The sequence below is a fragment of the Kribbella sp. NPDC051936 genome (genome assembly GCF_040680955.1).
GTDB lineage: Bacteria > Actinomycetota > Actinomycetes > Propionibacteriales > Kribbellaceae > Kribbella.
Genome location: NZ_JBFAXS010000004.1, coordinates 730,889 through 755,850, shown reverse-complemented (window position 1 = coordinate 755,850; position 24,962 = coordinate 730,889). Strand labels below are relative to the sequence as shown.

Sequence of the window (24,962 nt, the reverse complement as noted above, 5' to 3'; positions counted from 1 at the left end):
CCGCCACCAAAACCAACGACTAACAACCAACAACCAAACCGGGTGGGTCAACCTTCACCCGGAACAGCTGGGTCAAGGTTCGACCGGCGTTGACAGAGCCAAGGCGAGCTGACGCGAGGGCCGCAAGCGCCGATCTCGAAACATCATTCCGAAGGCTGCAAACGCTCGGCCGGCTGACGGCCTTCGGGATCAATGTGCCGCTGTACTTGCGATGGCAACGCACCTTCGCCGCCGCGCCTTCACTCAACATGAATGGTGAACTCACGCGATACGACAGCGAAGGAGACTGGACCGAGCAACACGTTCACCAGGCCACTGCCTACGTCATCGACGCGGTGCTGAGGATGGAGCAGGTCGTTGATGACGTAGACCCGCGGGGCTTCCGGCACGGTGGTTTCGACAAATTGTGGGTACTCCCGGTGGCAGTTGGAGGCAGGCCGTCCTAACAGTCGCGTCAGTCTCACTCCGTGTCGGAGGGACGACGGGCCGAGGGCCTACGTGGCTGCAGGCGTCGGTCGAGACCGCAGACCCTGACGGTGCGTCTACCACGCACGAAGAGCCATGATGACGCCACCGTGGCGACCTCGTAAGGACGCACCGCAGCTCCGAGATCCGCTTTGGCCCACCCGGCGTCAGTCCCTCATTGACACCAAGCACCACGCCGCCTGAGCGCGTTCCAGCAGCACCTTCCACCAGACCTGGGTCCGGCACGCTCGCCTAGTAGACATCGTGTCACGCTGGGTGCACACTGGTCGCCAATCACGTGGGGGGAGACCACATTGAGTGATAGGCAAGGCGGTGGGCTGCTCGCAGCTCAGCCGCGAGTTCAGTGGGAGCTGGACAGGAATCGCTACGACATCAAGCTTCCAGCCGCCGGCGCAGAGTTTGGCACCTTCGTGGGCGCTCTCGTATGCCTTGCGACGGACGACGCAACGATGACACTCACCGCGACCCGGGAGGATCAGAAGGTGGTCCGGCGGACTTGGACAGGACGGTGTACCTCGGACGAGTTCGCCCTCATGCTGGCCGAGGCACGGCTCGCCACGATCCAAGCGAGGTACGCCGACGGATCTGATCTTTGGCTAGACCTGCCAGGCACAGGCCGATGGCGATGGAGCACCTCCGGTGCAGCCCACGACGCCGCCTTTGAGTTCCTCAGAATCCTGCAGAGCAAGCGTCGCCGCCGGCAATTCCGGTTGACCTGGCCGCTACTTGTGACTGTTGCGGCAGTCCTCGCGATTGGAGCGTGGAGCCGGGAGGTTCCCGCCGCCTCCCCGACAGATCCGGCGGGGACGGAATTCTATGGCCCTTGGTGGTACCTGGTCCTCTGCATTCTGCTAGGGCTCGCCGGCCTCTTCGCGTTCATAGCGGCTGATCCCGGCGGTTTCGGCGGCCTGGGTAAGAGACGTTACCTACGTCGCTTGACGTCAGGACAGCCATTCAGCTGGCGCCGATATGTCACATTTGGAAAGCTCGACATTACAAATGGAGTCGGTGCGGGGCTGCTGATTGGGGTCCTGGCCGGCGTACTCGGCGTTCTCCTGGTCGGCAAGTAGGAACGAATCAGGACGGCCTCCCAAGGCTCAGCTGGTCTTCAACGAACCCCTCCCCGGGCCACGCGCGAAACGTCGAGAGTCAGCCGTCGTCGCGACTTGCGCTCGAGAGGCCAAGCTCACCTGCCCTAGGCGTCGATCTGACGGGTGTTGTGGGCTTGTATGCCACCGTGGCGCGCACACCCCGAGACGCGTTAACGAGGCCCGCCTCGACCAGCACCGAGACAGCCCGGTGCGCTGGACTGAGCGCAACTCCATACCGCTCTGCGAGTTCCTTCATCGTCGGTAGCGGGACGACAGGAGCAACGAAGCCGCTGACTATCGCGCCCCGTAGGTCTGCGGCGATCCGGCGATATGGCTCCAAGTCTTCATCCGCTGGCGACGGCAGAGGGATGACCTTCGCCAGTCCGACACCGGTCGCACCACCCCGGCTCGCCGGGCGCGGCGGCATGCGAACGGTCAGAGCTTCGGCCGCGCGCTGGGATCGCTCAGCTTGGTATGCGGTAGCGTTGTTGAGCCGCCGCCTCCGTGCCCAAGTCGCGCGGCAACCACGTTGATATCAAGACCCGCGGCGATCAACTCGGTCGCGTGGTAGTGCCGCCAGTTCTTCAACTCGGCTCGGACGCCAAGACGCTTTGCCATCCGACCGAACTTCTGAGTCGCGGTATCAGGCTTGAGGGGTGCCGACCCATCAGGCTCTGGCGAAAAGATGCACGCGTCCGGCCCCAACTGCAGGCCGAGCGCGGCCGCCTCGGCCTTCTTCCGTTCGCGCAGCATCAATCGCGTCTCGTGGTCAAGGACCGTCTGGCGCTGCTGGTGGTCTTGGTGTCCTTAAGGCAGAGGCTGCCATCATCAGCCTTGTATAGAGCCTGGCGAACGACGACTACCGCCGGCTCCGGCTCCTCGTCCGGGTCGACTGGAGGTGGCGGATCCTCGAAGTGCCTCCACTGAAGGGCGAAGTGTTCGCTTCGCCGGTTGCCAGTCGTTGCCTTGGCAAAGATGAACTCGCCCCAGTCGTCATCAATGGCATACGCACCGTTGATCAACTGCGCGGTTTCGGCAGCGGTGGGCGGTTGCGGGTCAGGCTTCGGCATCGATGGCTTGTCGGCCTGCTCAATGGGGTTTTTCCCGATCCAGTTCCAATTGACCCCGCGGTCGAACGCCCCACTGAGTATCCAGTGGATAGCAAGGATGGAGTTATCCGCGAGCGGCACACAGACGTGAGGCCTGCACGCGCGGCGACATGCCCGGCAGGTAGCTGGCGCGGCCGGCGCACAGGGCTCGGCGCGGTGCTCGTCGTAAAGGTGCCCCGGCTTGTCAGTCCGGTGATCGATGAGGGTCCGACCTCGGTTCCGCTTGCACTGCTTCGAGCATCTCTGCAGAGCGGACCGGGTGCGTCGACGGCCGCCTCAGACTCGTGCGGTGCGTTCACCAGATCGGCGGGGCTACCTCAGCCGTATCGGCTAGCCGAGTAACGGTCTCCTGGATGCGGAGCCGATGTCCTTCGAGCATGTGCCACTCGCTGTCTGCCATCGAACCGGGTGAATGGAGTTCGTTCTTCAAGAGGCTCGAGATCGCGGCACTGGCCACATAGATCTCCTTCAGCGACGCCGCAGTTTCCGGCTGGAAGGTTTGGTACGGCCGCGTGATCGTGTAGCCGCCGTCGTTCGCACCTTGCGCGAGGAGCCGCCGAATGCTGATCATCGCGTCCTCCATCGCTCTCCAGTCCATCTCCATCTGCCGCTTGTCGCGGATGGCGGGCCGGTCCAAGTAGGCGATGATCTTGCGGAGCTCATCCTTGTCGGACCGCAGTTGGAACGGACTGGTCATAGCCAAGCCCTGCAACGCCCTATCCAAATCGCTCAACTCGTCGTCGTGCAGAGTGGTGACCTTCAGAAGGGTCAGCAGATCGATACCACGGACCTTGAGAACCCCAGTCGGGCCGGGTATGGTGCGCCATGTTGTAACTATCGAGTTCCTCACACAGCTGAGTCCGACCACCTCGACCTGCGTTAGGTTAGCGAGTCGGTTATTCGGCCGCGCGAACTCCCCGGTAATAGCCTTGATCGTCTTATCGAGCTTCGCCTTCGTTGCGCGAGCAGTTGCTTGGACCCCACGGACCCCGTCGGGCGTGATCAGGTCGACGCCAGGGAAGTTGTTAGCCGACGCGTTCACATTCCTCCAATTGAGACGCGTAGCCGCGTTCAGAGAGTCCAGGACCGCCGTCTCCGTATAGATGGAGATGTTCTGGCCGTTCTTTCCCAACGCTTCGATCTGATAGCGGATGACCGCGAGATTCCGGATTACACGCTGCTGAGCCTCGACTTTATTCACTGACCCACCCTCGGACGCGATCACTGACAGTTCGCCTGACCATAGCTGGTCGGCGCCAACTGATGTCGAGTACTTGGAGGGCGCGCGGGCCCTGGCGGCGGCTGAGATCGTCGCAGCCCCAGCCGGGGCGCCAACCGAGTCGAGCCCCTACCGAGCGGGCGCTCTTCGCCGCCACTGCCAAGCTGATGCAGGTCGATATCAGCGCTGTTGAATGGCAAGATCCGCCAGAGGGGGTCCATGATGTCGAGCTGCTCGCTCAGGTGCTGGACGCGGCAGGCGCTCGCATGCGCGTGTTTCCGTACCGCGACGGCGAAATTGTGGCAACCCCAATGGACTCTCGAAGTCGGTGAGGTACGGCCCCGCCCCAGCCGGGCGTCCAAGGCTACTGTGGCGGTCAGATTCCGCTCGGGTCTGCGCACATCTCGCATCGCTCCACGTGATAATCGTCGAGCAGTCCGGCCTCGTCGAGCATGTCCCGAGCTAGGGTTCGGGTCGCGAGAGCGATCACTCTGGTCGCGACGTCGTAGGTGACTTCCACCGGCGTCCCGTCCTCCGCCCGCTCGGTCACCGACACTTGCACAACGTGACCCTCTGGGCCACCGCCGCGCGAGGCCGGAAGATTCAGTCCCGACATTGCGAGTGTCAGCGGCTCGCCGCGCCACCGGCCGCCCGCCCGTTGGGCGTTCCCTGAGCCACGGACGTAGTCGTCGTAATGCTCAAGCCTGTCGCGCACTTCCTTCAGCGTCGGGTGCTCCTCGTTCAATCGGCGAACGGCGGCGCTGTTCTCGCCAGCAGGCGCTCTGCCCCGCGGGACACGTTCCGCGCCGCGTCGACCAACACCATCGCCATCACATCCTTGCGGCCGATGGCGGTGGCCGGCGATTCTGCGTCCCAGGCAGATTCGATGACGTCATAGGTCTGGGAAGCGGCAGCAGCCCATGCGTGAGCCCATCGTGCCAGATCCTCATCGGTTGACGACACAGCGGAGGTTTCGGAAGACATGGTTGCATCATCGCTGATCGGTACCCGGCATGTGTCCTTCGCGAGGTTCGTGCTCCACATACAACGTTTTGTCTGCGGTCCATCCACGCGCGAGCTATCCTGGCTTGCCTCGGACTTGGTCATATGGGAAGCGCAACTGTGGATGATCCGACGCTCAGCGAGACCGCGACCCCACGACTTCGAGCATTGAAGGCGTTTGTCAAACGCATGGATGAGGCCATCGAGATCGGTCAGTTGACATGGAATGAATCTCATGCAGATCTGCGAGGGCTTGCGATAAACAGCTCCATCCGCAGGCAAGGCGATGCGCTCCAAGGAACCATATCGCTCGGCGAAGCTGGGCGAGGCCACCTGGCGGTCACATTCGTGCGGTCGTTCTTTGAGGAGCGAATATGGCTTGCCTTTCTCGCCTCCATGTCGGGACCTGACGCGAATGCCTTACTGCTCTCGATGGGAAGATGGGATGCAATTCGGTCACTCAATGCGCAGCGGGACTACATCGGCGACCGGACGATGACCATGGAGCTTTGGTATCCGCCTGGTTTCGTGGACGCCCACGCTGCGATGCTGCCCGAAATCCGGGCAGAGCTCCGGCGACTTCGCGATCAGTGGGGGTGGACAGGCACACTTCCGTCCGCTGGATGGGTCGCGGACCAGGTGTCTCTTGGCAGAGAATATGAATACCTGCATGCGGCGACAAGTCGTGCCTTGCACTTCTCAGCTGGTGAAGTGCTACGGAGAGGATGGGGGACGCCGGGCGGTGTAGTGATCACTAACAAGACAGGGTTCCAAGCGCATCTGTCGGAGTTTGCATACGACGAGCTGTGGAGACAACACCTCGAAACGCTACTCGCAGCTAGGGATCTCCTAACAGCGTCGGCCATCCGTGTGCAGCAAGGCTTCTGGTCAGCTGAGAACCGTCAACAAATAGAGTCAGACCTGAAACGGCTGGGACGAGTCCCGTTGGTGCACGCACACGAATGGAACCTAGAACCTCCCCCACTGGGGACCCTCATGGCGTGGGCCGTGGTCACAAACGCGCTATCAGAGGATGACGAGCAACCCGAAGTGGGCCCAGGCGCCCAAGACCAGTGAAGCTCCGACTGGCTGCCGTCGATCGCGCTACAGAATCAATCGTGTGGGTGGTCTCGTGGGTGGTTTGCGCGGCGTGGAGTGGCGGTCTGGCTGGATGATCTGGATCGTGGCGCGCTGGTGGACGGGAGTTTGGCCAGGCTCGCCCAGAGTGGCCAGATCAGTGGCGCGACCGGCAATCCGACGATCTTTGCGTGGTCGATCGCCAGCTCTGCGGCGTACGACGGCCAGTTGAGCGAGCTGAGGCTCCGGCAGATGGACCGGACGAGACGCGGTTGACTGCGGTTGTGATGGCCTGGGGAGAGGGGTTGGCCTGTGCGGTCAGTGCCGAGGAGGACCGCTACGAGCGAGAGAAGTGCCGAGCAGTCGGTGCGGGCCGACGGCAGGGCTGTCCGCCGCCGCGGTGGCTGGGCCGTCTTCGGGGCGTGGTCTGAGCGCGCCGCGTTCGCCTCGACACCCTGCTTGTAGGGCGCTTGACGGTTCGGCTCGGCAGCTAGTCCCAGATCATGCCGCGTCGTGCCTGTTCGCGTTCGGCTTCCAAAGTGCGGTCCAGTTCGCGCCGGGCTGCGGAGATCGCGTACGCCGTGACGTCTGCGAGTGCTGGTACGCGTTCGGCCATCTCTTCGAGCTTGGTGATGTCTGATTTGAGGGCATCGGATTCCAGGCCTGTCCAGGTACGGGATCTCGAGATTTGCTGGGCGATCTGTAGTGCTGGGACGCCGTGCGCCAGCAGGACCGGGCCGAGGACCTCGACGCCGTGGTCGAGTTCACCGGTCAGCATGTCGAGTGCGCGGTGTCCGTCCAGCACGCCTTCCCTCAGCAGGCGGGCGGCGAGTTCGGGGTCGGCCTCCAGCAGTGGAGGGAGGAGCTGATATCCGGGATAGCCGGCGCCGGCCGCGAGTCGCGCGAGCCGCTCTCGCTCGCCGGCTGGGAGCGTCCGCGGGATCGCCTCGACGTCGTCGATCCATCGCGACGATGCCCGGACGATCTTGTCGCCGTTGAGCAGTCGGTGTTCGAACCAGTCCGCGCTGAGACTGGGCTGGGAGACCGCGAGCGCCTCGAGGATCTCCTTCAATCTCCAACGCCCATGTTGCCCTGGTGCCGTACCGTCGTCGGCGTCCAGGAATGCCGACTCCCACCGGAGGCGCAGGTCCTCCGGAAGTGGTACGCCGTGACCGATGCCGACGTCGAACGCCAGCGCCGCAGCAGCTCGGATCTGGATCACGGGATGGTCGAGCAGTGCACCCAGCACCGCGTTCGGTTCCGTGGCGAACTGGAGACTCTCCAGTTGCCACGCGTCATCCGCCGTCAGTGCGGAGACCACGATGTCGGCCAACTGGTCGCGGTCGCCGACACCAACCACGGCCGCGATCACTCCGCCGCGCAAAGCATCGTCCTGGAGTGCTCGAGCCACAGGTACGACATCGATACGTCGGCCGAGTCGCCGCGCCGCCCAGAGGGCGTTGGTGAGCAGCGCGCGAGAGCGGTGCGCGATTGCCGGAACGATCCACGCGGTGGGTTCGGTCGCCTCATCGATCACTCGCCGGGCCACCAGCTCCGCAGGCTCACGGTGATCGACCTCGGCTGCGGCATCGACGAGTTCCTGGAACCGCGCGGCTCCGGCGTCCGGACCGAGTTGGTTGAGGCGCGCGGCCAGAGCGCGTTGTTCGGCGTCTCTGGTATGCCGCCACTCTTCGATTGGTGCGAATGGATCGCGGCGACCGACGAACTGGACCAGGTCTCCATCGAGGTCGATCGGTGGGATGTCCGCCGGCGGGCGGACGCCCCAACGCTCCGCAAGGTCGAGTTCCCGCTGCACCCGGAGGGCCGAACCGGATCGAGAGTCGAGAAGTGGTCGGATTGCTCGCAGGATCATCCAGGAGCCCTCGTAGCCCGCGGCAATCTGGGCCTCAGTCGGCGTGGCCGTGCCGTTGATGTGCCCGCTGGCAAGGCGTAGCCAGTCCTCGAACAACCCGATCAATGAGCTGAGCGTCTCGGCGGGCAGCTCGGCGGGGTCCTCCCCCGCGATCAGCGTCGCCACGCCGTCCCACAGCTCGATCATTTGGCCCAAGCGGGCGGCCGACTCGACACCACTCGCTATCGTGAACTTGCCCGAGCCGTCAGGCTCGCTCCAGGTCCCCTCAACGGACGGATCGAAACAGGTACCAACGATCGCACCGAACACCGGCCACCTCGGCTGTGGATCGACCTGCAGCCATCTTGTGGCGTACCCGAGCAACCGTTCGCGGACCTCGAACAGCGAGCCGAGATCGGGATCGAGATAGCGTGTGAGCTTGCTCAGTTCGTCGAGCGAACTGCGGCTCGACAGCGGCCGTGAGTCTCGTAGGGCAAGATCCAGCAGGCCGTGGACCGCCTCTTCGTTGAACCAGGTCCGGGCGCAGCTGAGAAGCGTCTCCTCTGCTGCAGCCCCCAGCGGGTCGTGAGGGGTTCCCCAGGGCGAGACCACGGGTGCACGCTCGGACGACAGGATCACACGGGCCGACTTGGCCGCAAAGTCGCCGGCCTCCCTCGCCGTCACCGCGTAGAGCTGGACCACGTGCAGCGTCGCCTCGGTCCACGACTCGGGCGCGCCAAGATTCGCCATACGGGATCTGGCCTCGCGTTGTGCATCCGGCGACAGGGCTGCCGCGTGCATCAAGGTCTCGGTGAGTGTGGAATCTGCTTCAGGGAATGCAGCGACCAGAGAGCTCCACGGCCGATTGCGCAGTGGGCCGAAGAACCAGTGACTGACGAGCGGGTACCTGATGGTGGGAGAGACCTCCCAGCGGTCGGAGCGGAGCTCGAGAAGCCCTCGCGTGGCGACAGTGCGTACACCCTCGTTCAACTCGGCGAGTGGTCTGTCGACGAGCTGGGCGACCCGTGCGAGGTCGTCCTGGCTCACCGCTGTCAGGGCCGCGATGCAGGCGATGGCGTCCAGGGTGACGGCCGAGTCGGTAGCGCCGCGCATGAAGCGCATGACCTTTTGCAGCAAGACCGCGCCGGATTCGACCTGCTGACCGTTTCCGTCCACCACTGCACGGCACAGCAGCACGGCCCAGCCCGGCCGCCCGTCGGCTTGATCCAGGATCGTATGCCGCGCTCGCACCCCCGTGACGCCCAGAGCCTGCACGATGGCATCTAGCTCGGCCCTGGCCATCAGGTCGAGCGTCAGCGTCCGACCTGATGACAGCACATCCGTCACCGCGTCCACCTGCTCGGGCCAGGTCGTGGCCACGACGGCGAAGGGCAGCCGTTCCTGCTGACGCAGACGGGTCAGCTCGGCCAGCAGACTCGCAGACAGATGCGCGTCGTCGACCACCACGCACGACGGGGCCAGCATCAACAGATCGTCCGCGAGATAGTGCTTCGCCTCGGGAACCGCGAACAGGATGTCAGCTGCGTCGGCAAGCTCGGACAGCAGCCGACTCTTACCGACGCCCGGTACGCCGGCCAGCACCACGTCCTGACCCTCCGACAGCGCGGCCTTCAGTTCACGCAGTACCTGTTCACGGCCTACAAACGGGATGACCTGCCCGTCGTTCGGAGCCGGGACGCCGACCAGCGAGTCCATTCGCCCCGCAACCCCTGTCAGGAGCAGCCGCCATTCGGAGTCCCGCACGAGCGCGGCCACGAGCCAGTCGCGTCCGAAGTACTCCGGGATCGGCAGGGAATGCTTCTGGCAGTACTGGTCCATCTTCAAGCGCGTGGAGGCGGTGATGTCGTTCGAGCAGACCACGACGATCTTGTCGACCCGGAATCCGGGGTACTTCTGCCAACTCTTGTGGCTGCGCTTGAGGTTCGCGAGCGGGTCACCGGTCGTCGCAAGCACCCGTCCCCGGCCCTCCGGGTCGTCCGCGACGACCCCGTAGATGTCGCCGTCTCGCCCGATGTCCTTCCCCGCCTCCACGGCCGACAAGCTCGGGTACTGCGCACGCAACAGAGCGATGGCCGCGCGCTCGAGAACATCGTGGTCGACGCCGGCGTCCAACGCCCGCACGATCCGGTCGATCAAGGTCACGTCCCGCCCACCCCACATTCGTCGCGACCCAACCAGGTGATCGTGACAACGATCACCTGCACGCGCAACCATCGATTCCCTTGAAATCGGAAAGGGAGCCCTGCTTCACATCCTGCGGACGGACGCACCCCATGAGGTCCAACTCCCCGTCGGCCGCTGTTGGAGCCCTCGCCGCCCGCGCAGGAACGCCAGCCGAGGGCCATCCATGTGACCGGTGTGCTCGAAGATCTGCCGCTGAGCAAGGCACGCACCGGCGCACGGAAGGCCTACTCAACCACGACCTTCATTGCAGTCCTGGATCCCCCCGTCCAGGACACGCGTGGTGGTTGCCAAGCGACGACGACACCCTGAACAACATCCATTCACCGGAATGTCGCGGACAACTCTCGACCGAGCGGCCAGGGTGGCCACCGGCACACTTCTGGCATTCGAGGCGTGTCAGCAATCTGCAACGCGTATCTCGAACCGTCCGCCGGGCGCGCGTTGAAGTAGTTATGGACGATCTACCACCTCCGTTTGGACACAATCTGACCGCCCGTCAACACGTCTGTGAGCACTGCGGCAATACCTATACCGCGGCCAGATCGGACCAGCGCTTCTGCTCGGATCGGTGCCGCCTCCGCAGTTGGCGAAGCCGCCGGCGGCTTCGCTCGACAGAGGCAATCGAGGCCGAACACGTCGCCGCCCTCGTCGCAGAGGTCGACCGGTTGCAGCGCCAGGTCACCCAACTCCAACAAGCCAACGCAACGCTCCGAGACGCACTTGCCGACGCGCAGAAGCGCTTGATCACCGCGATGCCGTGGCCTCGGTGGCCGTACGGATCTTGGAGATGAGATAAGCCCAGAGTGGCCGAGCTACCAGCACTGACTCCGTCCTGACTTTCAGCGTGCCCCGGTTCGGGTCCAGCTGGATGCTGCGAGCGGGGAGCAGATCAGCTGTCGCGACGCGCGCCGGCCGCGGATGCGGCGTCGGAGCGACCGGTGGCGGCAGACTTCGTGTGGCTCGACATGTTCGCAGCACAGGGCGGGGCACACGCGACCGCGCCGGTGGCACGATCAGCGGAGGTAGGCGACGAGGAATGGCGCAACCTACCGACCAGTGGGCGGCATTCGACTACGCCGTTGTCGATGTCGAAGGCAACGGACAGCGGTCACCGGATCTTGTTGAGATCTCGATTGTCGCGGTCACGGGCGGCTCGATTGGCCGGCCGAGGAGCTGGTTCGTTCGACCTCCTCGGCCGATCACTGCGATGGTGCGACGGCTCCACAAGATCTCTGACGACCAGGTCGTAGACGCTCCAACCGTTGCCGATATCGAGGCCGAACTGCGCGAGGCGCTGAGAGACAAGGTGTTCGTTGCCCACAACGCGGGCGTCGATCTCGGGGTGCTCGGCCGTGAGATGCTGGGCTTCCGACCTGCTCGCGTTGTGGACACTCTCAAGCTCGCTCGACGGCTGCTTCCCGGCCGCGAGTCGTACCAGCTCGGGGCGCTTGTCGAAGCGTTTGGGCTAGCCAGAGGCCTTTCGACTGATCTGGTGCCGCATCGCGCGACCTACGACTCACTCGTCTGCGCACGGCTCCTCTCACATCTCGCGACGCCTCCATGCCGCGAGCCGCTTGCACTCGCTGAGCTGCTGGATGCCACCGTCGGCAAGGCCGCAACAAGCCTCTCGGCGGACGAGGCAGCCGCGACCCTGTTCTGAGGCGCCACAACCGCTACTTGTAGCGGTGCCACAGTTCGTTGGCGCCTGATCTGAGGGTGGCCAGCCGGTGCGCGTGGACGTTCGCGATGTCGGGGCGGTTGCGGAGGTCGGTGATGACGCTGGTGACTAGGACCAGTTCTCGGATGCGGCGGAGTGTTGGCCATGAGGGAAGAGTGGTGACATCTAGGCCGTAGGTGGTAGCTAGGGCTTCGTGGTCTTGGGTGGCGCCGAAGCGGAGGGCGCTGACGGCGGCTACCACCAGGTCGTAGGCGAGGGGGCCGATGCTGGTGCCGTCGAAGTCGCAGAGGACGAAGCGGCCGGTGGGCTCTCGTAGCAGGTTGCCGATGTAGGCGTCGCCGTGGAGTAGGCCCATCTGGAGGTCCGGCATGAGGGCGCGGTAGTCGGCTTCGATTTTGGCCCACTGCTCGGTGAGCCAGGCGTGGTCGTCGGCGGTGAGGCCGTCGGCCATGGCGAGACGGCTGCGAGCACTGCTGAACGGGTCCCAGGGTTTGAGGCTGGGCATCGGTTCGAGTTTGTGCCAGCCGAGTAGTGGAGCGGCCAGTTCGGCTCCGGTCCATGCTGGGTTGCTGCTTTCGAGGAGCTTCCAGATCGTGGCTGAGTAGTTCTCGAACAGGACGGGCTGGGTCAGACCAGGCGCGAGCCTTGAAGCGGGTGCGTCGTGGCGTTCCAGCCAGGTGGCGATTCGGGCGACGTGGTCGGCGCGTTGGCTGGCGAGGTCGCCGGCACCGAACCTGACGACAACACCTTGGCTGGGAAGGCGGTAGACGGCGTTGTTCGTGTACTTGATGAGCTCGGCTTCGTCCGGGAGTAGGCCGGCTTCTTGGCAAATGCCCTTGAGTGCGTGTTTGAGCCGCTGGTCGAGCTCTGGGGACAGGTTGGTCATACGGTAAGTGCCTTCGGCGCGGTTGTGCGGACGGATTCGAGCTGGTGCACGAGATCCACAGCTTCCGAGTTGTCGGTGTGCTGTGAGGCTGCGGTGCCGATCTCGGCGAGGCGGCTCATACCGCGGTCGCTGCGGAGATGCTGCGTTTCGCTGATCACCTCACGAGCGACGTCGATGCCAGCGTCCAGCTCGTTCGTACGCAGGAGGTTCGTCGACAATATGATCCGATCGAAGGTCCGGCTCCGACGCGATCTGTCGGGCCCAGATTCGGTGATTGCTTGCTGTGCGAATGTGACCGCGCGTACGGCGTACTCGCGGGCTTGTGCATCGTCTTTCGCGTAGCCCGACAGGGAGTTGTACACCAGTGCCTGATGCCCCGTGTAGTCCCCAGGAGTGAAGTACAGCGTGGTCCATGGGGAGACTCGGCCCTTGTCGGCGCGGCCCATCTCGTGTTCTGCACGAGCGAGAGCATCGACGACATGATCGTGCTTGCCGAGCATCGCGTAGGCCAGGGCTTCGTTGGCGTGGAGTCTCGCGACCTCGGCTGGATCGCCGGCGTCCTGTGCCGCGAGCTGGCCAAGTTGAAGCATCTTCAAGGCCTCCACAGGCTGGGCTTCCTGCATGCTCACCCGGCCGAGGCGGTACAGGATCGACGCGGCCAGCGAGGGCTCGTCCGCGTCCTTGGCAAGCACGAGTGCGTTCATCAGGAAGCGTCGAGCTGCGGCTTGATCGCCGATGTCGTGGAACGACCAGCCGAGCATGCTGCTGAAGTCGGCCAGGGACACTTTGAGGTCCCGGTGTGTGCGCTGATCGGCGGTCGAGTGGATCATCCGCCGTGCGTAGCCGTAGAAACCACGGGCAGCGTCGACCGCTGCTCCCCCGCCGTAGCGTTGGTCGAGTTTCCGGAACTCGGCGGTCATCGACACGACTCGTTCCACGTCGGTCTCGGAAATCGCCGACGGCACAGAAGCCACACCGCTGGGTACGTCGGGCAGCCACTTTCGAGCCTGCTCATTGACCGCACCGAACGCCACGCTCGCCACCGCGCCGGCGAAGTTCCTGCGATCGTCGCTGGTCAGTTCGCGCGACTCATCGCTGTCTCCACGGCCAGATGAGCTGTATGCGAGCCCCATTCGTCCACGGGGAATCTCGAATGCGTCAGCTATGCGTTCAAGGACGTCGTACGCCTTGACCTGGCGGCCGTTGAGGATCTCTGAGACTTCGCCCTGGGACTGACACGTGCGGGCACCGATCTGGGTCTGGCTCCAGCCGTGTCGCTGCAGCCAGCGGAAGATGCCTGCGACGTCACGTGACGCCAGGACAGGACGCATCTCCGGCTGCTCCCACCAGGAGGACTTAAGCACCGGATGCGTTGCCGTCATCGTCACTCCTTGTCCCTAGGCGGCTCTGTGAAGTTAGCCCGAGCGCATCCGGTGCGTCTATCGGCACCGCCGATAGGTCGGCTCGATGAGCACTGCGTGTAGTGGCGTCCGCCGTCAGAGGGCCATGGTGTGGATACAGAGCGTTACAACAACGATAAGGACGCCCACCATGACGACGCCACTGTTCATCGTGATCTGCCTGACTGCGGGCCTGACTGTCGCAATGATCACGGACCTGGTGCGAGACCTGTCCGGCCGCAACGAATGACGCGGCGGTGGGACAGATGACTAGCACTCTTCCAGGTACGGATTCCCGCGAGCGGGGCGACGCCATGCGGGCGTACGGCTACATCCGGAAGCACTTCCTCATGAACGAGAACGAGTTGGCTAACGCTCGGAAGCTCATTGTCGACGCCGCTCAGGCTCGCGGTGCGGAGCTGGTCGCGATTCACGTCGAAGAGATCGAGACATCGCCTGAGGCCTTCCACGATCTGCTCGCAGTCGTGATGCAGGAGGCGCAGCGAATGATCATCACGCCCGACCTACAGCACCTCGAGGTCGCCGGTGACCCGTCGTCCGTACGACAGCGACTTGAGTCCAACGGCATCACGATCGTGGTCGCCGACTAGGCACCTCGACCGTCAGGAACGAGTGGTGCACATGCCGGCTATGCCAGCTCTCGGATTCGTCTCCATGTCCTTCGTGCGCAATACCGGCGAGCTGCTCGCGATCCGTCGACAGCTGAAGGCGTTCGCGACTGAGCACGGGCTACAGCTCACCAAGGTGTACGTCGAAGAGCCCGGGCCGCCCAGCGCGGCGTTCGACCTTCTCGAATCGCTGCTGGAGGCCGAAGGTCAGCCGCTCGTGGTTCCGACGCTGCACCACCTCGCCGTACTTGGGAATCCGGCGCAGATCAGAGACCACCTCCGCGACTGCGCTCACTAGGTCCTGATCGCCACCAAACCGGCGGAGCGGACGTGCTGAGGGGACATCCCTCGTTCTCCTCAAGTCCCCTGCACCCCGCGTCCGTTCCGCCGCTCCAGCGGGAGCGCTGCCCGATCCACCTCACTGAGTCGGGCGGCGTTTCCGCCCCGAAGCTGCGTCCGCTCGGCGCCCCTGCGCTTGAGCGGACGCTGCGCACGGTCGAGCACAGAGACCCGCGGCTAACCGTTCGGTTGATCCTGTGCCGACGCAGGTGCGAGAGGTGGTGCAGACTTGGGGTTGACCCGTTCCCTCCGGTACGACGGTTCGCTGCCTCCCCGCTAGTCCCTGTGATCCGCCTGCTGATCCGCGACAGGCTAGAATCCTGGCGGCCACCTGGGGCGCCGACGTTGCCGTCGCTATCGAGCGGGCCGTCCTTCCTGCCCTAGGTCGACTTCGGCCTGGAGCAACGGGCCACCGAATCTACGTGTCGCGTCGATCCATTCCGGCCCGAGAGTCCATGGCACTACCCGGATGACTGCCGCATCTACGATGTCGGGATCAGGGCTGTCCAAGAGTTCTTCGAGGAAGCGATAGCACTGCTCAATGCGGGCTACGTCGTTGGACTGGATGGCAGGATCAAAGACAGGGTGAAAGAAGCCCACCGATACGTAGGAAAACATCGCGGGGCCGACGACGTCCTGCCGGTACATCTCGATGACCTCCGCGACGGCGTCCCGCGCATCGGGAAACTCGGACACGATCCGGGCAGCAATGTTCTGGCCTGTGATCACCGTTCGATCCTAAAGCGCAGTCCCACACAGAGCTCCCGAGATGATGTCCGGACTGCCGCGATCCGTGCCTCCGACAGTCGCAGGTCACCTGGCGGACGAGTGTCGTGCATCATCAGTCGACGGAGGACATCCCCGCTGGTCCCTCACGACTCCGGGGTGACGGGGCCAATGGGGCCGGCTATGTCGGAGTGGTTCCGGGGTGCGTCTCCCTGCCTGCCCCAGCCCACCTATCAGGAGACAGCAGAGGGAAAGACGCAAGGGGTGATCTGTGAGCTGGTCTGCGTAGCAGTCAGCCGGTCTCTCATGCCAGGATCGCGACGTGGATTCACTAACGACCGTCGCGCGGCTTGAGTGGTGGGCGAACAGCTCGACCTGTCTGGCTGCGTTCCTGGTTGCGGTGACGATTGTCGACGGCGAGCAAGGATGGCACGCAGCCGGGCAGCTCACGCGGGCTGAGGAAGATCCGGATCTCGCAGCCTTGTGCGAGCTGGACGAGGTCTTTGAGCTTTGCCTTCCAGACGACAGCACGATGGTCGTCATGGTGACCGCCTTAACACCCACCGGAAGCTTCGCGCTGACCGAGGCGTAGTAGGGCGACCTGCTAACGCGTCTGCTAACAGCGGCCTCGGATCGACCGGACGACCCTGGACATTCCGTTAGATCGGTAGCCGCGTCCAGGCGCACGGCGGTCAGGGGTGGTTGGTGGCCGATCTGACCTCGACTGGCGCTCAAGTCCGCACGCGACACAGTCCTCGCGAACCGTCTCCGTACGCCTGGACAACGGTCGATTCTCTCCACCCTCCGAACGTTGAGCAGCCGCACATCGACACGTTGGAGGTGCGGCGGGATGGCCTATGTAAAGGATCAGTGGACCCGGGCGGTGAAGCAGGCTGACGGGACGACCGAGCGGGTTCGTACGGCTAAGTGGGGGCGGGGGAAGCGGTGGTTGGCGGGGTGGGTGGATCCGGAGGGGCGGGAGCGGTCTAAGGCGTTTGGGACGAAGACGGCTGCGGAGCGGCATGGGGCTGCGATGGAGACGGATCGGGAGCGTGGGGAGTACATCGATCCGGAGGCTGGGAAGGTTCGGTTTGAGGAGGTTGCCGGGAGGTGGCTTGCCTCGCGGGTGGTGGATCCGGCGACAGCTATGAAGTACGAGTCGTCTTTGCGTCTTCACGTCGTACCAGTGTTTGGACGGCGGCAGTTGCGGACGATCAAGCCTTCGGAGATTGCGGCTTGGGTTGCGGGGCTGGATGCGCGGTTCGGGTCGTCCACGGCGCGTACGGCGTACCTCGTGTTGCACGGGACGTTGGAGGTTGCCGTTGATGATGAGGCGATCAAGCGGAATCCGGCGAAGGCTCGGGTGGTCAAGGTGCCGGCGGAGAAGGGAGGGAAGACCACTGCCTGGAGCGACGAGGTTGTGCTGCGGATCGTGGAGGGGCATCCGCCGCACTACAGGCCGATCGCCTCGATTGGTGCTGCGTGCGGGCTGCGGCAAGGTGAATTGTTCGGGCTCGCTGAGGAGGACGTCGACTTCGACGAGATGGTGATCCGGGTCAGCAGACAGGTGAAGAAGCTCGGCAGGGAGTTCGTCTTCGCGCTGCCTAAGAACGACACGGAACGGACGGTGCCGATGTCAGAAGGCGTAGCCGTGATGCTCGCGGAGTACATCGAGGCCACGAAGCCGCGGGCCTACACGCTGCCGTGGGAGAAGGTCGACGGGAAGCCGCACACCGTCAATCTGCTGTTCCGGTGGACTGACGACAAGCACATCCGGGCGCGGACGTACGACGAGCTCGTTTGGAAGCCGGCGCTCTTCCACGCGGGCGTCATACCGGAGCCGACCAAGGACGCCCGCGGCAGGCGGCAGTACTACTCCAGCCGCGAGAACGGGATGCACGCGCTACGGCACTACTACGCGAGCATCACCCTGGCGGACGGCGTCAACATCAAGGAGTTGGCGCAGTACCTCGGGCACGGCGACCCTGGGTTCACGCTTCGGCTATACACCCACATGCTGCCGTCATCGCATGAGCGGGCGCGGAAGGCTGTTGACTCGCGGCTGGCCCGGCTGTTCGCGATGGAGGCTCACGGAGCTGTGACGGAGCTGGCCGCCAGCCGGTCCCCCATGACCCACTGGGAACCCGACGGCGGCCAGTCTCGATGACCCTGGAATCAGCCTGTGACCTGCGGAAACACCTACCGGATGCGCATGCCTGAGATGGCCCGGGCGATGACCAAACGCTGGATTTCTGAGGTGCCTTCGAAGATGGTGTAGATCTTGGCGTCTCGGTGCATGCGTTCTACCGGGTATTCGCGGGTGTAGCCGTTGCCGCCGAGGATTTGGATGGCTTGTTCGGTGACGTGGACGGCTACTTCGCCGGCTTTGAGTTTGGCCATGGAGCCTTCGCCGTGGCGGTAGTCGGGGGTTTCCCCGCGCATGAGGGCGGCGGACATGTTGGCGGCGCGCCAGACCAGGAGGCGGGCGGCGTCGATTTCCAGGGCCATGTCGGCGAGTTTGAAGGCGATGCCCTGGTTGTCGACGATGGGGCGGCCGAACTGTTCGCGGGTCTTGGCGTAGTCGAGGGCGACCTCGTACGCGGCGCGAGCGATGCCGACGGCCTGAGCGCCGACGATGTGGCGGGTGATTTCGAACGTGGCCATCGAGGCGTTGCGGCCGGCCGCGGCGGAGGAGGAGCCTGAGCCGGCGGCGGCGCGGGCCTCGTGGGCTCGGGCGATGCGTTCGTCGAGCTTTTGCTTGCCGCCGAGGACGTTCTCGGCGGGGATGCGGACGTTGTCGAAGAAGACGTCGGCGGTATGGGAGGCGCGCAGGCCGTGCTTCCGCAATTTCGTGCCCTGTTCCAGGCCGCGGACCTCGGACTTGGGTACGACGAACGCGGCCTGGCCCTTGGTGCCCAGTGACGGGTCGACGGTGGCGACGACGACGTGGATGTCGGCGATGCCGCCGTTCGTGGCCCACGCCTTCTGCCCGTTGATGACCCACTCGTTGGAACGTTCGTCGAAGACGGCCCGCGTACGGATCGCGGACACGTCGGACCCTGCCCCCGGCTCCGAGGAGCAGAACGCGGCCACGCGTACGTCGTCGGGCGTCCCGTAGCAGCGGCCCATCCACTGGCTCCACTGCTCCGGCGTGCCGTTGGAGAAGATCGCGGACGAGGCCAGGCCGGTGCCCTTCAGCGACATCGCGATGCCGGCGTCACCCCAGAACAGCTCCTCGTGGACGAGCGGCATCAGCAGGCCGCTCGGGTCGACGAAGAGGTTGACGTTCGTGTCGAGGCCGTAAATCCCGACCTTGGCGGCCTCCTGGATGATCGGCCACGGCGTTTCCTCGCGCTCGTCCCACTCGGCCGCGGCGGGCCGGATGACCTCGGCGGCGAAGGTGTGGGCCCAGTCGCGGATCTCGCGCTGCTCGTCGTTGATCGCCAGCGAGAACGTGTTCCACTCGGGCTTGGAGCGCTCGGCGCCGAGCTCGCCGGCCAGCGCCATCACGTCTGCGGACACCACAGGGTCGCTCATCAACCATCCTCACGAATCCGGGAAGTTACCGACGAGTGTAACCGTCGTTTGCACCAACGGGTACCACTGTGGCTAAGATCGACGTATGAGCTCCGCGCTGCTCGCGATCGGACGCCGCCGGACCACGGCGGAGCGTCGTCGCGACCGGGAGCGGGACATCATCCGCGCCACCCGCGAGCTGTTCGACGAGCGCGGCACGATCGACGCTCAGATCGACGATATCGCCAAGCGGGTCGGGATCAACAAGGCCCTCATCTACCGGCACTTCGCCGGCAAGGAAGAGCTGTTCGCGCTCACCCTGGTCGACTACCTGGCCGAGCTGGACGAGCAGCTGCAAAAGGCAGACAACCCGCGCCGCGCGCCGCTCAACCGGCTGAAGGCGCTGAGCGAGACGTTCGTCGACTTCTGCCTCGACTACCCGGCGTTCACCGACTGCGCGATGAGCCTGCTGCGCAGGACCGGCGAGGAGCTGTTCGGCGAGATCACCGAGCCGGTGATGATCAAGCTCGGTACGGCGATGGCGGCCGCGCTGGACCGGATCGCCAACGTCCTCACGGCCGGCCAGCGCGCGGGCGTCTTCGACGAGGTCGACACCGCCTACCTCGCGAACCACCTCTACACCCAGACGCTCGGGTCGTTGCACATGGCAAGGGTCGGGCTGATCGTGTCGGGCAGCCAACCGGGGCACCCCGTGGTGCATCATGCCGATGTCGGCACCGTCCGGTCGACGGCGATCACCGCCACGCTCGCCACCGCGGTCGGCCGCAAGGCCCTGAACCTGAAGACGGTGAACCAGAAGACCGCGGCCAGAACAAGCAGTACGACGAGCACCAGGACAACCACCCGCTCCGCTAGAGCAGGAGAGACATCGTGACCGAACCGCGCAAGGTGGCTGTCGTCGCCGGCAACCGGATCCCCTTCGCCCGGCAGGACAAGACCTACCGGCACGCCTCCAACTCCGACATGCTCACCGCCGCGCTGAACGGTCTCGTCGACCGGGCCGGCCTGGGCGGCCAGGAAGTCGGTGAGGTCGTCGCCGGCGCGGTCCTCAAGCACGCCCGCGACTGGAACATGGTGCGCGAGGTGGTCCTCGGGTCCAAGCTCGCCCCGACCACCCCGGCGTACGACATCCAGCAGGCCTGCGGCACCGGGCTGGAGGCGGCGATCCTGGTCGGCAACAAGATCGCGCTCGGCCAGATCGACGCCGGCATCGCGGGCGGCGTCGACACCGCGTCCGACGCGCCGGTCGCGGTCAACGACCGGCTGCGCAACATCCTGCTCGACCTGAACCGCGCGAAGACGTACCCGGACCGCCTGAAGGTGCTGGCCCGGGTCCGCCCGAAGGACGTCGTACCGGAGATCCCCCGCAACGCCGAGCCGCGGACCCGTAAGTCGATGGGCGAGCACGCGGCGCTGACCGCGCTGGAGTGGGGCATCAGCCGCGAGGCGCAGGACGAGCTGGCCTACCGCTCGCATGTGAATCTCGCGAAGTCGTACGACCGTGGCTTCCAGGACGACCTGATCACGCCGTACCTGGGCCTCGAGAAGGACCAGAATCTGCGGCCCGACACCACGCTGGAGAAGCTGGCGAAGCTGAAGCCCGTCTTCGGCAAGGGCGAGACCGCGACGATGACGGCCGGCAACTCGACGCCGCTCACCGACGGCGCCTCGACGGTTCTGTTGAGCACCGACGAGTGGGCGGAGCAGCACGGGCTGCGCCCGCTCGCGTACCTGACCCACTCCCAGACCGCCGCGGTCGACTACGTGAAGGGCGCCGAGGGTCTGCTGATGGCCCCCGCGTACGCCGTACCGCGGATGCTGCAGCGCGCCGGGCTCACGCTGCAGGACTTCGACTACTACGAGATCCACGAGGCGTTCGCGTCGCAGGTGTTGTCCACCCTGAAGGCGTGGGAGGATCCGATCTTCTGCAAGGAGCGGCTCGGCCTGGACGCGCCGCTCGGGGAGATCGACCGGGACAAGCTGAACGTGAACGGCAGCTCGCTCGCCGCGGGCCACCCGTTCGCGGCGACCGGCGGGCGGATCGTCGCCGCGCTGGCCAAGCAACTGGACGAGAACGGTGGCGGCCGGGGGTTGATCTCGATCTGCGCCGCGGGCGGCCAGGGTGTCGTCGCCATCCTCGAGAAGTAGGAGCTGAGATGACGGATCGCTACCAGACCTTCACCCGGACGCCGCTCGGCAAGACGCTGGTGAAGAACCTGGGTCTGCCCGACCCGCTGCCGCTGCCCCGCTGGACCGAGGGCGCACCGGTGATCGACGGGCCGGTCGTCTTCGGCGCGATCGGCGAGACCGACGCCGGCAAGGCGGTCCAGGCGCTGCTGCGCGACATCGGCGCCGCGTTCAGTACGGCGACCGAGGGCGTCGCGTCGAGCGAGATCCGGCCGAAGGCGCTCGTCTTCGACGCGACCGGCGCGGCCTCGACCGCGGACCTGACCAGCCTGCAGCGCTTCTTCTCCCCGCTCGTCCGCCAGCTGGCCCCGGCCGGCCGCGTCATCGTCGTCGGCCGGACGCCGGAGCTCGCCAGTTCCCCCGAGCAGCAGGTGGCGCAGCGCGCTCTCGAAGGCTTCACGCGGAGCCTGGCCAAGGAGGTGAAGCGCGGCGCCACGGTCAACCTCGTGTACGTCGCCCCGGACGCGCACGAGCAGCTCGACTCGACGCTCCGCTTCTTCCTCTCCCCCAAATCGGCGTACGTCGACGGACAGGTCGCGCGGATCGGCACCGGACCCCTGGTCAGCAACGACCCGGCACGGCCCCTGAGCGGCCGGGTCGCCCTCGTCACCGGCGCGGCTCGGGGCATCGGCGCGAGTATCGCCGGCACCCTGGCCCGCGACGGCGCGACCGTGATCGGCGTCGACGTACCGCAGAACGCGGACCCGCTGCGCAAGGTGATCTCGCGGATCGGCGGCACCGAGCTGCTCCTCGACGTCACCGCGGTCGACGCGGCGCAGCGGATCGCGGCGCACGCACAGGAGCAGCACGGCGGTCTCGACATCGTCGTCCACAACGCGGGCATCACCCGCGACCGGCGGCTGGTCAACATGCGCACCGACGCCTGGGACGCCGTACTCGACGTGAACCTCCGGGCGCCGGAGCGGATCACCAAGCACCTGGTGGATTCCAGGGCGCTGCGCGACGGCGGCTCGATCATCGGGGTGTCGTCGATGGCCGGGATCGCCGGCAACAACGGCCAGACGAACTACGCGACCTCGAAGGCCGGCGTGATCGGTCTGGTGCAGGCGCTGGCGCCGGTGCTCGCCGAGCGGCAGATCCGGATCAACGCCGTCGCGCCAGGGTTCATCGAGACCGAGATGACCGCGAAGATCCCGTTCGCGATCCGCGAGGTCGGGCGGCGGATCAACTCGCTGCAGCAGGGCGGCCTGCCGATCGACGTGGCCGAGACGATCGCCTGGTTCGCGGATCCGGCCTCGGCCGGCGTGACCGGCAACGTCGTCCGGGTCTGCGGCCAGAGCATGCTGGGCGCCTGACATGCCGACCCGACGGTACGACGACTCCCCCGGCCTCGGCTCGCTGTACGCGCGGACCGTCAAGGCCACCCTGCGGCGCGCCGACTACGAGCCGGACGCGGACGGGCTGACCCTCGAGCTGCCCCGGTCCGCGATCGACCAGGACCACCTCCAGGCCTACCGGGAGGTCACCGGCTTCCAGGCGGGGCCCGCGCTGCCCCCGACGTACCCGCATGTGCTCGCGTTCCCGCTGCACCTGGACCTGATGTCGGACCCCTCGTTCCCGTACAAGCCGATGGGGATCGTGCACCTGTCCAACACGATCACGCAGAAGCGGCCGATCCCGCTGCACGCCGAGCCGGCGATCCGCGTGCACAGTACGCCGGAGCGGCCGCACCCCAAGGGCACCGTCTTCGACGTGATCAGCGAGGTCTTCGTCGGCAACGAGCTGGTGTGGAGCGATCTCACCACGCTGCTCAGCCGCTCCTCCGGGACGCCCGACGCGCACGCCGACCTGCTGCCCGACCCGGTGCTGAGCCCGACCGCGTGGTGGGACCTGCGCGGCAACCTCGGCCGCCGGTACGCCGCGGCGTCCGGCGACCGGAACCCGATCCACCTGTTCAAGCTGACCGCTCAGGCGTTCGGGTTCCCGCGCCAGATCGCCCATGGCATGTGGGCCAAGGCCGCCGCGCTGGCGTCGATCCAGCGGGCCGGCGAGCTGCCGGACGCCTTCACGGTCCGCGTGGACTTCCGTAAGCCGTTGCTGCTCCCGTCCCGCGTCGGGTTCGGCCACCAGCAGACCGGCAAGACGATCGACTTCGCGCTGTACGACGAGTCGCACGACGTGACCCACCTGATCGGTCAGCTGCAGGAGAGCTGATCTCCAGGCCATCACAATCGCGCCCCCGCGGCGCGGGCACGCTCACGCCGGCTCCGAACGATCGATTGCGAGGGCCTGGGGATCGGCTTCTGCCCTGACCCGGTCGAGAACCTCGCCGATCGGGGCGGGATCCCAACGGTTGCCGTCGCGCTCCCGGACTGCCAGCGCACCTGCCGCGGCCTCGCGGGCGCCGATGACAGCGGCGTACGGCGCCAGCCGGTTCTCGCGGATGCGGGCGCCCAGACTGCCCTCGTCGGCGTGCGCGACCTCCACCCGCAAGCCCCGGTCCGACGCGCGCCGCGCGACCTCGACGGCAAGCTTCTCCTCGTCGTCGGAGATCGGCAGGACAACGAGCTGGACCGGCGCCAGCCACCCCGGGAAGGCGCCGCCGTGCACCTCGATCAGCTGGGCCATCGCGCGCTCGATGCTCCCCACGATCGCCCTGTGCACCATCACCGGCCGGTGCTTGTTGCCGTCGGCACCGATGTACTCGAGGCCGAACGCGGCCGGCTGGTGGAAGTCGATCTGGACGGTCGACAGGCTGAACTCCCGGCCGGCCGAATCCTCCATCTGGATGTCGATCTTCGGCCCGTAGAACGCCGCGTCCCCCGGCGCGTCCTCGAACGCGACGCCCGCGTTCTTCAGCACCTCACGCAGGATCTCGGCAGCCTCGGCCCAGCTGTCCGCGTCACCGACGTACTTGCTCGACGGGCTGTTGAACTCCGCATCCACAGCCGGCAGCGCGAGCACGTAGCGCGAGGCGCTGATGCCCATGTCCGCGTACGCCTGGTTGATCAGGTCCAGCGCCGAGGCGGCCTCGGAGGCGACCTGGTCGAGCCGGCAGAAGATGTGCGCGTCGTTCAGCTGCATCGCGCGGACCCGGCTGAGGCCGCCGATCGCGCCCGACAGCTCGGCGCGGTACTGGCCGCCCAGTTCGGACATCCGCAGTGGCAGTTCGCGGTACGAGTGCGAGCGGGAGCGGAACATCAGGGCGTGGTGCGGGCAGATGCTCGGCCGCAGGACGAGTTCCTCACCGCCCATCTCCATCGGCGGATACATGTCGTCGTGGTACTTCGCCCAGTGCCCGGAGATCTCGTACAGCTCCTTCTTGGCGAGCACCGGCGAGTACACCTGCTGATAGCCGGCTCTTCGCTCGACCTCGGCGATGTAGCTCTCCAGCGCGCGGCGTACCGCGGCGCCCGCGGGCAACCAGTAGGGCAGGCCCGCACCGATCAGCGGGTCGGAGTCGAACAGGCCGAGTTCGCGGCCGACTTTGCGGTGGTCGTACATGGTGGTCTCCTCGTCTGAGAAAGGGCGAGGGACCACGGGAACGACGAAGCCCCGGGGCACTCGCCCCGGGGCTT

At 65.9% G+C, this 24,962-nt stretch carries 23 protein-coding genes; 11 read left to right on the top strand and 12 right to left on the bottom strand.

All coding sequences use genetic code 11. The features are described 5' to 3' along the window. The first annotated feature begins 779 nt into the window (after nt 1–779). Nucleotides 780–1,556, top strand: a complete 777-nt coding sequence (locus tag AB0L64_RS17580; protein ID WP_363711131.1) for a hypothetical protein — start codon at nt 780–782, stop codon at nt 1,554–1,556. 79 nt (nt 1,557–1,635) lie between these two features. Here AB0L64_RS17580 and AB0L64_RS17575 read toward each other — a convergent pair whose 3' ends face one another. The 6 genes from AB0L64_RS17575 to AB0L64_RS17550 all read right to left on the bottom strand — a co-directional run bounded on the left by AB0L64_RS17575 (nt 1,636) and on the right by AB0L64_RS17550 (nt 5,012). Further along, the gene (locus AB0L64_RS17575; RefSeq protein ID WP_363711130.1) at nt 1,636–2,004 is read right to left on the bottom strand and encodes a GntR family transcriptional regulator; all 369 of its coding nucleotides are present in this window, start codon (nt 2,002–2,004) and stop codon (nt 1,636–1,638) included. A gap of 8 nt (nt 2,005–2,012) precedes the next feature. Next, nucleotides 2,013–2,330 carry a hypothetical protein gene (locus AB0L64_RS17570; RefSeq protein ID WP_363711129.1) on the bottom strand — a complete coding sequence of 106 codons (318 nt, stop codon included), beginning with the start codon at nt 2,328–2,330 and terminating at the stop codon, nt 2,013–2,015. Then, nucleotides 2,330–2,767, bottom strand: a complete 438-nt coding sequence (locus AB0L64_RS17565; RefSeq protein ID WP_363711128.1) for a hypothetical protein — start codon at nt 2,765–2,767, stop codon at nt 2,330–2,332. Before AB0L64_RS17565 ends, AB0L64_RS17570 begins: the two co-directional genes overlap by 1 nt. A gap of 214 nt (nt 2,768–2,981) precedes the next feature. Further along, the gene (locus AB0L64_RS17560) at nt 2,982–3,887 is read right to left on the bottom strand and encodes an SMEK domain-containing protein (RefSeq protein WP_363711127.1); all 906 of its coding nucleotides are present in this window, start codon (nt 3,885–3,887) and stop codon (nt 2,982–2,984) included. 394 nt (nt 3,888–4,281) lie between these two features. Beyond that, nucleotides 4,282–4,650: a hypothetical protein gene (locus AB0L64_RS17555; protein ID WP_363711126.1), complete on the bottom strand. Its 369-nt coding sequence runs from the start codon at nt 4,648–4,650 to the stop codon at nt 4,282–4,284. Beyond that, nucleotides 4,647–5,012, bottom strand: a complete 366-nt coding sequence (locus AB0L64_RS17550; protein WP_363711125.1) for a hypothetical protein — start codon at nt 5,010–5,012, stop codon at nt 4,647–4,649. Before AB0L64_RS17550 ends, AB0L64_RS17555 begins: the two co-directional genes overlap by 4 nt. Before the next feature lie 1,050 nt (nt 5,013–6,062). Between AB0L64_RS17550 and AB0L64_RS17545 the strand changes: the two genes are divergently transcribed. Continuing rightward, nucleotides 6,063–6,260 carry a transaldolase family protein gene (locus AB0L64_RS17545; protein WP_363711124.1) on the top strand — a complete coding sequence of 66 codons (198 nt, stop codon included), beginning with the start codon at nt 6,063–6,065 and terminating at the stop codon, nt 6,258–6,260. A gap of 214 nt (nt 6,261–6,474) precedes the next feature. On the opposite strand, the gene AB0L64_RS17540 is transcribed toward AB0L64_RS17545, so the two are convergent. Then, a complete protein-coding gene (locus tag AB0L64_RS17540) occupies nt 6,475–9,999 on the bottom strand; it encodes an ATP-binding protein (RefSeq protein ID WP_363711123.1) in 3,525 nt (1,174 codons plus the stop codon). A gap of 1,078 nt (nt 10,000–11,077) precedes the next feature. Between AB0L64_RS17540 and AB0L64_RS17535 the strand changes: the two genes are divergently transcribed. Next, nucleotides 11,078–11,701 (top strand): 3'-5' exonuclease, encoded by a 624-nt coding sequence (locus tag AB0L64_RS17535; protein ID WP_363711122.1) that lies wholly within the window; start codon nt 11,078–11,080, stop codon nt 11,699–11,701. A 13-nt stretch (nt 11,702–11,714) separates the two neighbouring features. On the opposite strand, the gene AB0L64_RS17530 is transcribed toward AB0L64_RS17535, so the two are convergent. Together AB0L64_RS17530 and AB0L64_RS17525 are read right to left on the bottom strand one after the other, a co-directional pair. Next, nucleotides 11,715–12,605, bottom strand: a complete 891-nt coding sequence (locus AB0L64_RS17530; protein WP_363711121.1) for an aminoglycoside phosphotransferase family protein — start codon at nt 12,603–12,605, stop codon at nt 11,715–11,717. Continuing rightward, nucleotides 12,602–13,987 carry a helix-turn-helix transcriptional regulator gene (locus AB0L64_RS17525; protein ID WP_363711120.1) on the bottom strand — a complete coding sequence of 462 codons (1,386 nt, stop codon included), beginning with the start codon at nt 13,985–13,987 and terminating at the stop codon, nt 12,602–12,604. Before AB0L64_RS17525 ends, AB0L64_RS17530 begins: the two co-directional genes overlap by 4 nt. A 284-nt stretch (nt 13,988–14,271) precedes the next feature. Here AB0L64_RS17525 and AB0L64_RS17520 point away from each other — a divergent pair, with 284 nt between their 5' ends. Both AB0L64_RS17520 and AB0L64_RS17515 read left to right on the top strand, forming a co-directional pair. Next, nucleotides 14,272–14,616 carry a hypothetical protein gene (locus AB0L64_RS17520; RefSeq protein ID WP_363711119.1) on the top strand — a complete coding sequence of 115 codons (345 nt, stop codon included), beginning with the start codon at nt 14,272–14,274 and terminating at the stop codon, nt 14,614–14,616. A gap of 64 nt (nt 14,617–14,680) precedes the next feature. Continuing rightward, on the top strand, nt 14,681–14,932 hold the full coding sequence (locus tag AB0L64_RS17515; RefSeq protein WP_363711118.1) for a hypothetical protein: 252 nt from the start codon (nt 14,681–14,683) through the stop codon (nt 14,930–14,932). A 395-nt stretch (nt 14,933–15,327) separates the two neighbouring features. Here the strand turns inward: AB0L64_RS17515 and AB0L64_RS17510 are convergent, their stop codons facing one another. Continuing rightward, complete coding sequence (locus AB0L64_RS17510; protein WP_363711117.1) at nt 15,328–15,702, bottom strand: hypothetical protein; 375 nt, start codon at nt 15,700–15,702, stop codon at nt 15,328–15,330. A gap of 319 nt (nt 15,703–16,021) precedes the next feature. Between AB0L64_RS17510 and AB0L64_RS17505 the strand changes: the two genes are divergently transcribed. Next, nucleotides 16,022–16,291, top strand: a complete 270-nt coding sequence (locus AB0L64_RS17505; protein ID WP_363711116.1) for a hypothetical protein — start codon at nt 16,022–16,024, stop codon at nt 16,289–16,291. A 258-nt stretch (nt 16,292–16,549) separates the two neighbouring features. Continuing rightward, nucleotides 16,550–17,866, top strand: a complete 1,317-nt coding sequence (locus tag AB0L64_RS17500) for a tyrosine-type recombinase/integrase (protein ID WP_363711115.1) — start codon at nt 16,550–16,552, stop codon at nt 17,864–17,866. A gap of 32 nt (nt 17,867–17,898) precedes the next feature. Here the strand turns inward: AB0L64_RS17500 and AB0L64_RS17495 are convergent, their stop codons facing one another. Further along, entirely contained in the window at nt 17,899–19,236 is a 1,338-nt protein-coding gene (locus AB0L64_RS17495) for an acyl-CoA dehydrogenase family protein (RefSeq protein WP_363711114.1), read from the bottom strand. A gap of 85 nt (nt 19,237–19,321) precedes the next feature. On the opposite strand from AB0L64_RS17495, the gene AB0L64_RS17490 reads away from it, so the two are divergent. From AB0L64_RS17490 to AB0L64_RS17475, 4 genes are read left to right on the top strand one after another with little or no spacing between them, the layout of a single operon-like run. Beyond that, nucleotides 19,322–20,110, top strand: a complete 789-nt coding sequence (locus AB0L64_RS17490) for a TetR/AcrR family transcriptional regulator (RefSeq protein ID WP_363711113.1) — start codon at nt 19,322–19,324, stop codon at nt 20,108–20,110. After that, nucleotides 20,107–21,384: an acetyl-CoA C-acetyltransferase gene (locus tag AB0L64_RS17485; protein WP_363711112.1), complete on the top strand. Its 1,278-nt coding sequence runs from the start codon at nt 20,107–20,109 to the stop codon at nt 21,382–21,384. Before AB0L64_RS17490 ends, AB0L64_RS17485 begins: the two co-directional genes overlap by 4 nt. A gap of 8 nt (nt 21,385–21,392) precedes the next feature. Beyond that, nucleotides 21,393–22,739 carry a 3-oxoacyl-ACP reductase gene (locus AB0L64_RS17480; protein ID WP_363711111.1) on the top strand — a complete coding sequence of 449 codons (1,347 nt, stop codon included), beginning with the start codon at nt 21,393–21,395 and terminating at the stop codon, nt 22,737–22,739. A 1-nt stretch (nt 22,740) separates the two neighbouring features. Continuing rightward, the gene (locus tag AB0L64_RS17475) at nt 22,741–23,598 is read left to right on the top strand and encodes a MaoC/PaaZ C-terminal domain-containing protein (protein WP_363711110.1); all 858 of its coding nucleotides are present in this window, start codon (nt 22,741–22,743) and stop codon (nt 23,596–23,598) included. A gap of 42 nt (nt 23,599–23,640) precedes the next feature. On the opposite strand, the gene thrS is transcribed toward AB0L64_RS17475, so the two are convergent. Next, nucleotides 23,641–24,924, bottom strand: coding sequence for a threonine--tRNA ligase (thrS, locus tag AB0L64_RS17470; RefSeq protein ID WP_363711109.1), 1,284 nt, complete (start codon nt 24,922–24,924; stop codon nt 23,641–23,643). Nucleotides 24,925–24,962: the final 38 nt, after the last annotated feature.

Coding starts and splice junctions, on each gene's coding strand:
- AB0L64_RS17575 (WP_363711130.1), bottom strand. CDS start 2,004: ATGCCGCCGCGCCCGGCGAGCCGGGGTGGTGCGACCGGTGTCGGACTG.
- AB0L64_RS17570 (WP_363711129.1), bottom strand. CDS start 2,330: ATGCTGCGCGAACGGAAGAAGGCCGAGGCGGCCGCGCTCGGCCTGCAG.
- AB0L64_RS17550 (WP_363711125.1), bottom strand. CDS start 5,012: ATGACCAAGTCCGAGGCAAGCCAGGATAGCTCGCGCGTGGATGGACCG.
- AB0L64_RS17535 (WP_363711122.1), top strand. CDS start 11,078: ATGGCGCAACCTACCGACCAGTGGGCGGCATTCGACTACGCCGTTGTC.
- AB0L64_RS17530 (WP_363711121.1), bottom strand. CDS start 12,605: ATGACCAACCTGTCCCCAGAGCTCGACCAGCGGCTCAAACACGCACTC.
- AB0L64_RS17525 (WP_363711120.1), bottom strand. CDS start 13,987: ATGACGGCAACGCATCCGGTGCTTAAGTCCTCCTGGTGGGAGCAGCCG.
- AB0L64_RS17520 (WP_363711119.1), top strand. CDS start 14,272: ATGACTAGCACTCTTCCAGGTACGGATTCCCGCGAGCGGGGCGACGCC.
- AB0L64_RS17515 (WP_363711118.1), top strand. CDS start 14,681: ATGTCCTTCGTGCGCAATACCGGCGAGCTGCTCGCGATCCGTCGACAG.
- AB0L64_RS17500 (WP_363711115.1), top strand. CDS start 16,550: ATGGCCTATGTAAAGGATCAGTGGACCCGGGCGGTGAAGCAGGCTGAC.
- AB0L64_RS17495 (WP_363711114.1), bottom strand. CDS start 19,236: ATGAGCGACCCTGTGGTGTCCGCAGACGTGATGGCGCTGGCCGGCGAG.
- AB0L64_RS17490 (WP_363711113.1), top strand. CDS start 19,322: ATGAGCTCCGCGCTGCTCGCGATCGGACGCCGCCGGACCACGGCGGAG.
- AB0L64_RS17480 (WP_363711111.1), top strand. CDS start 21,393: ATGACGGATCGCTACCAGACCTTCACCCGGACGCCGCTCGGCAAGACG.
- AB0L64_RS17475 (WP_363711110.1), top strand. CDS start 22,741: ATGCCGACCCGACGGTACGACGACTCCCCCGGCCTCGGCTCGCTGTAC.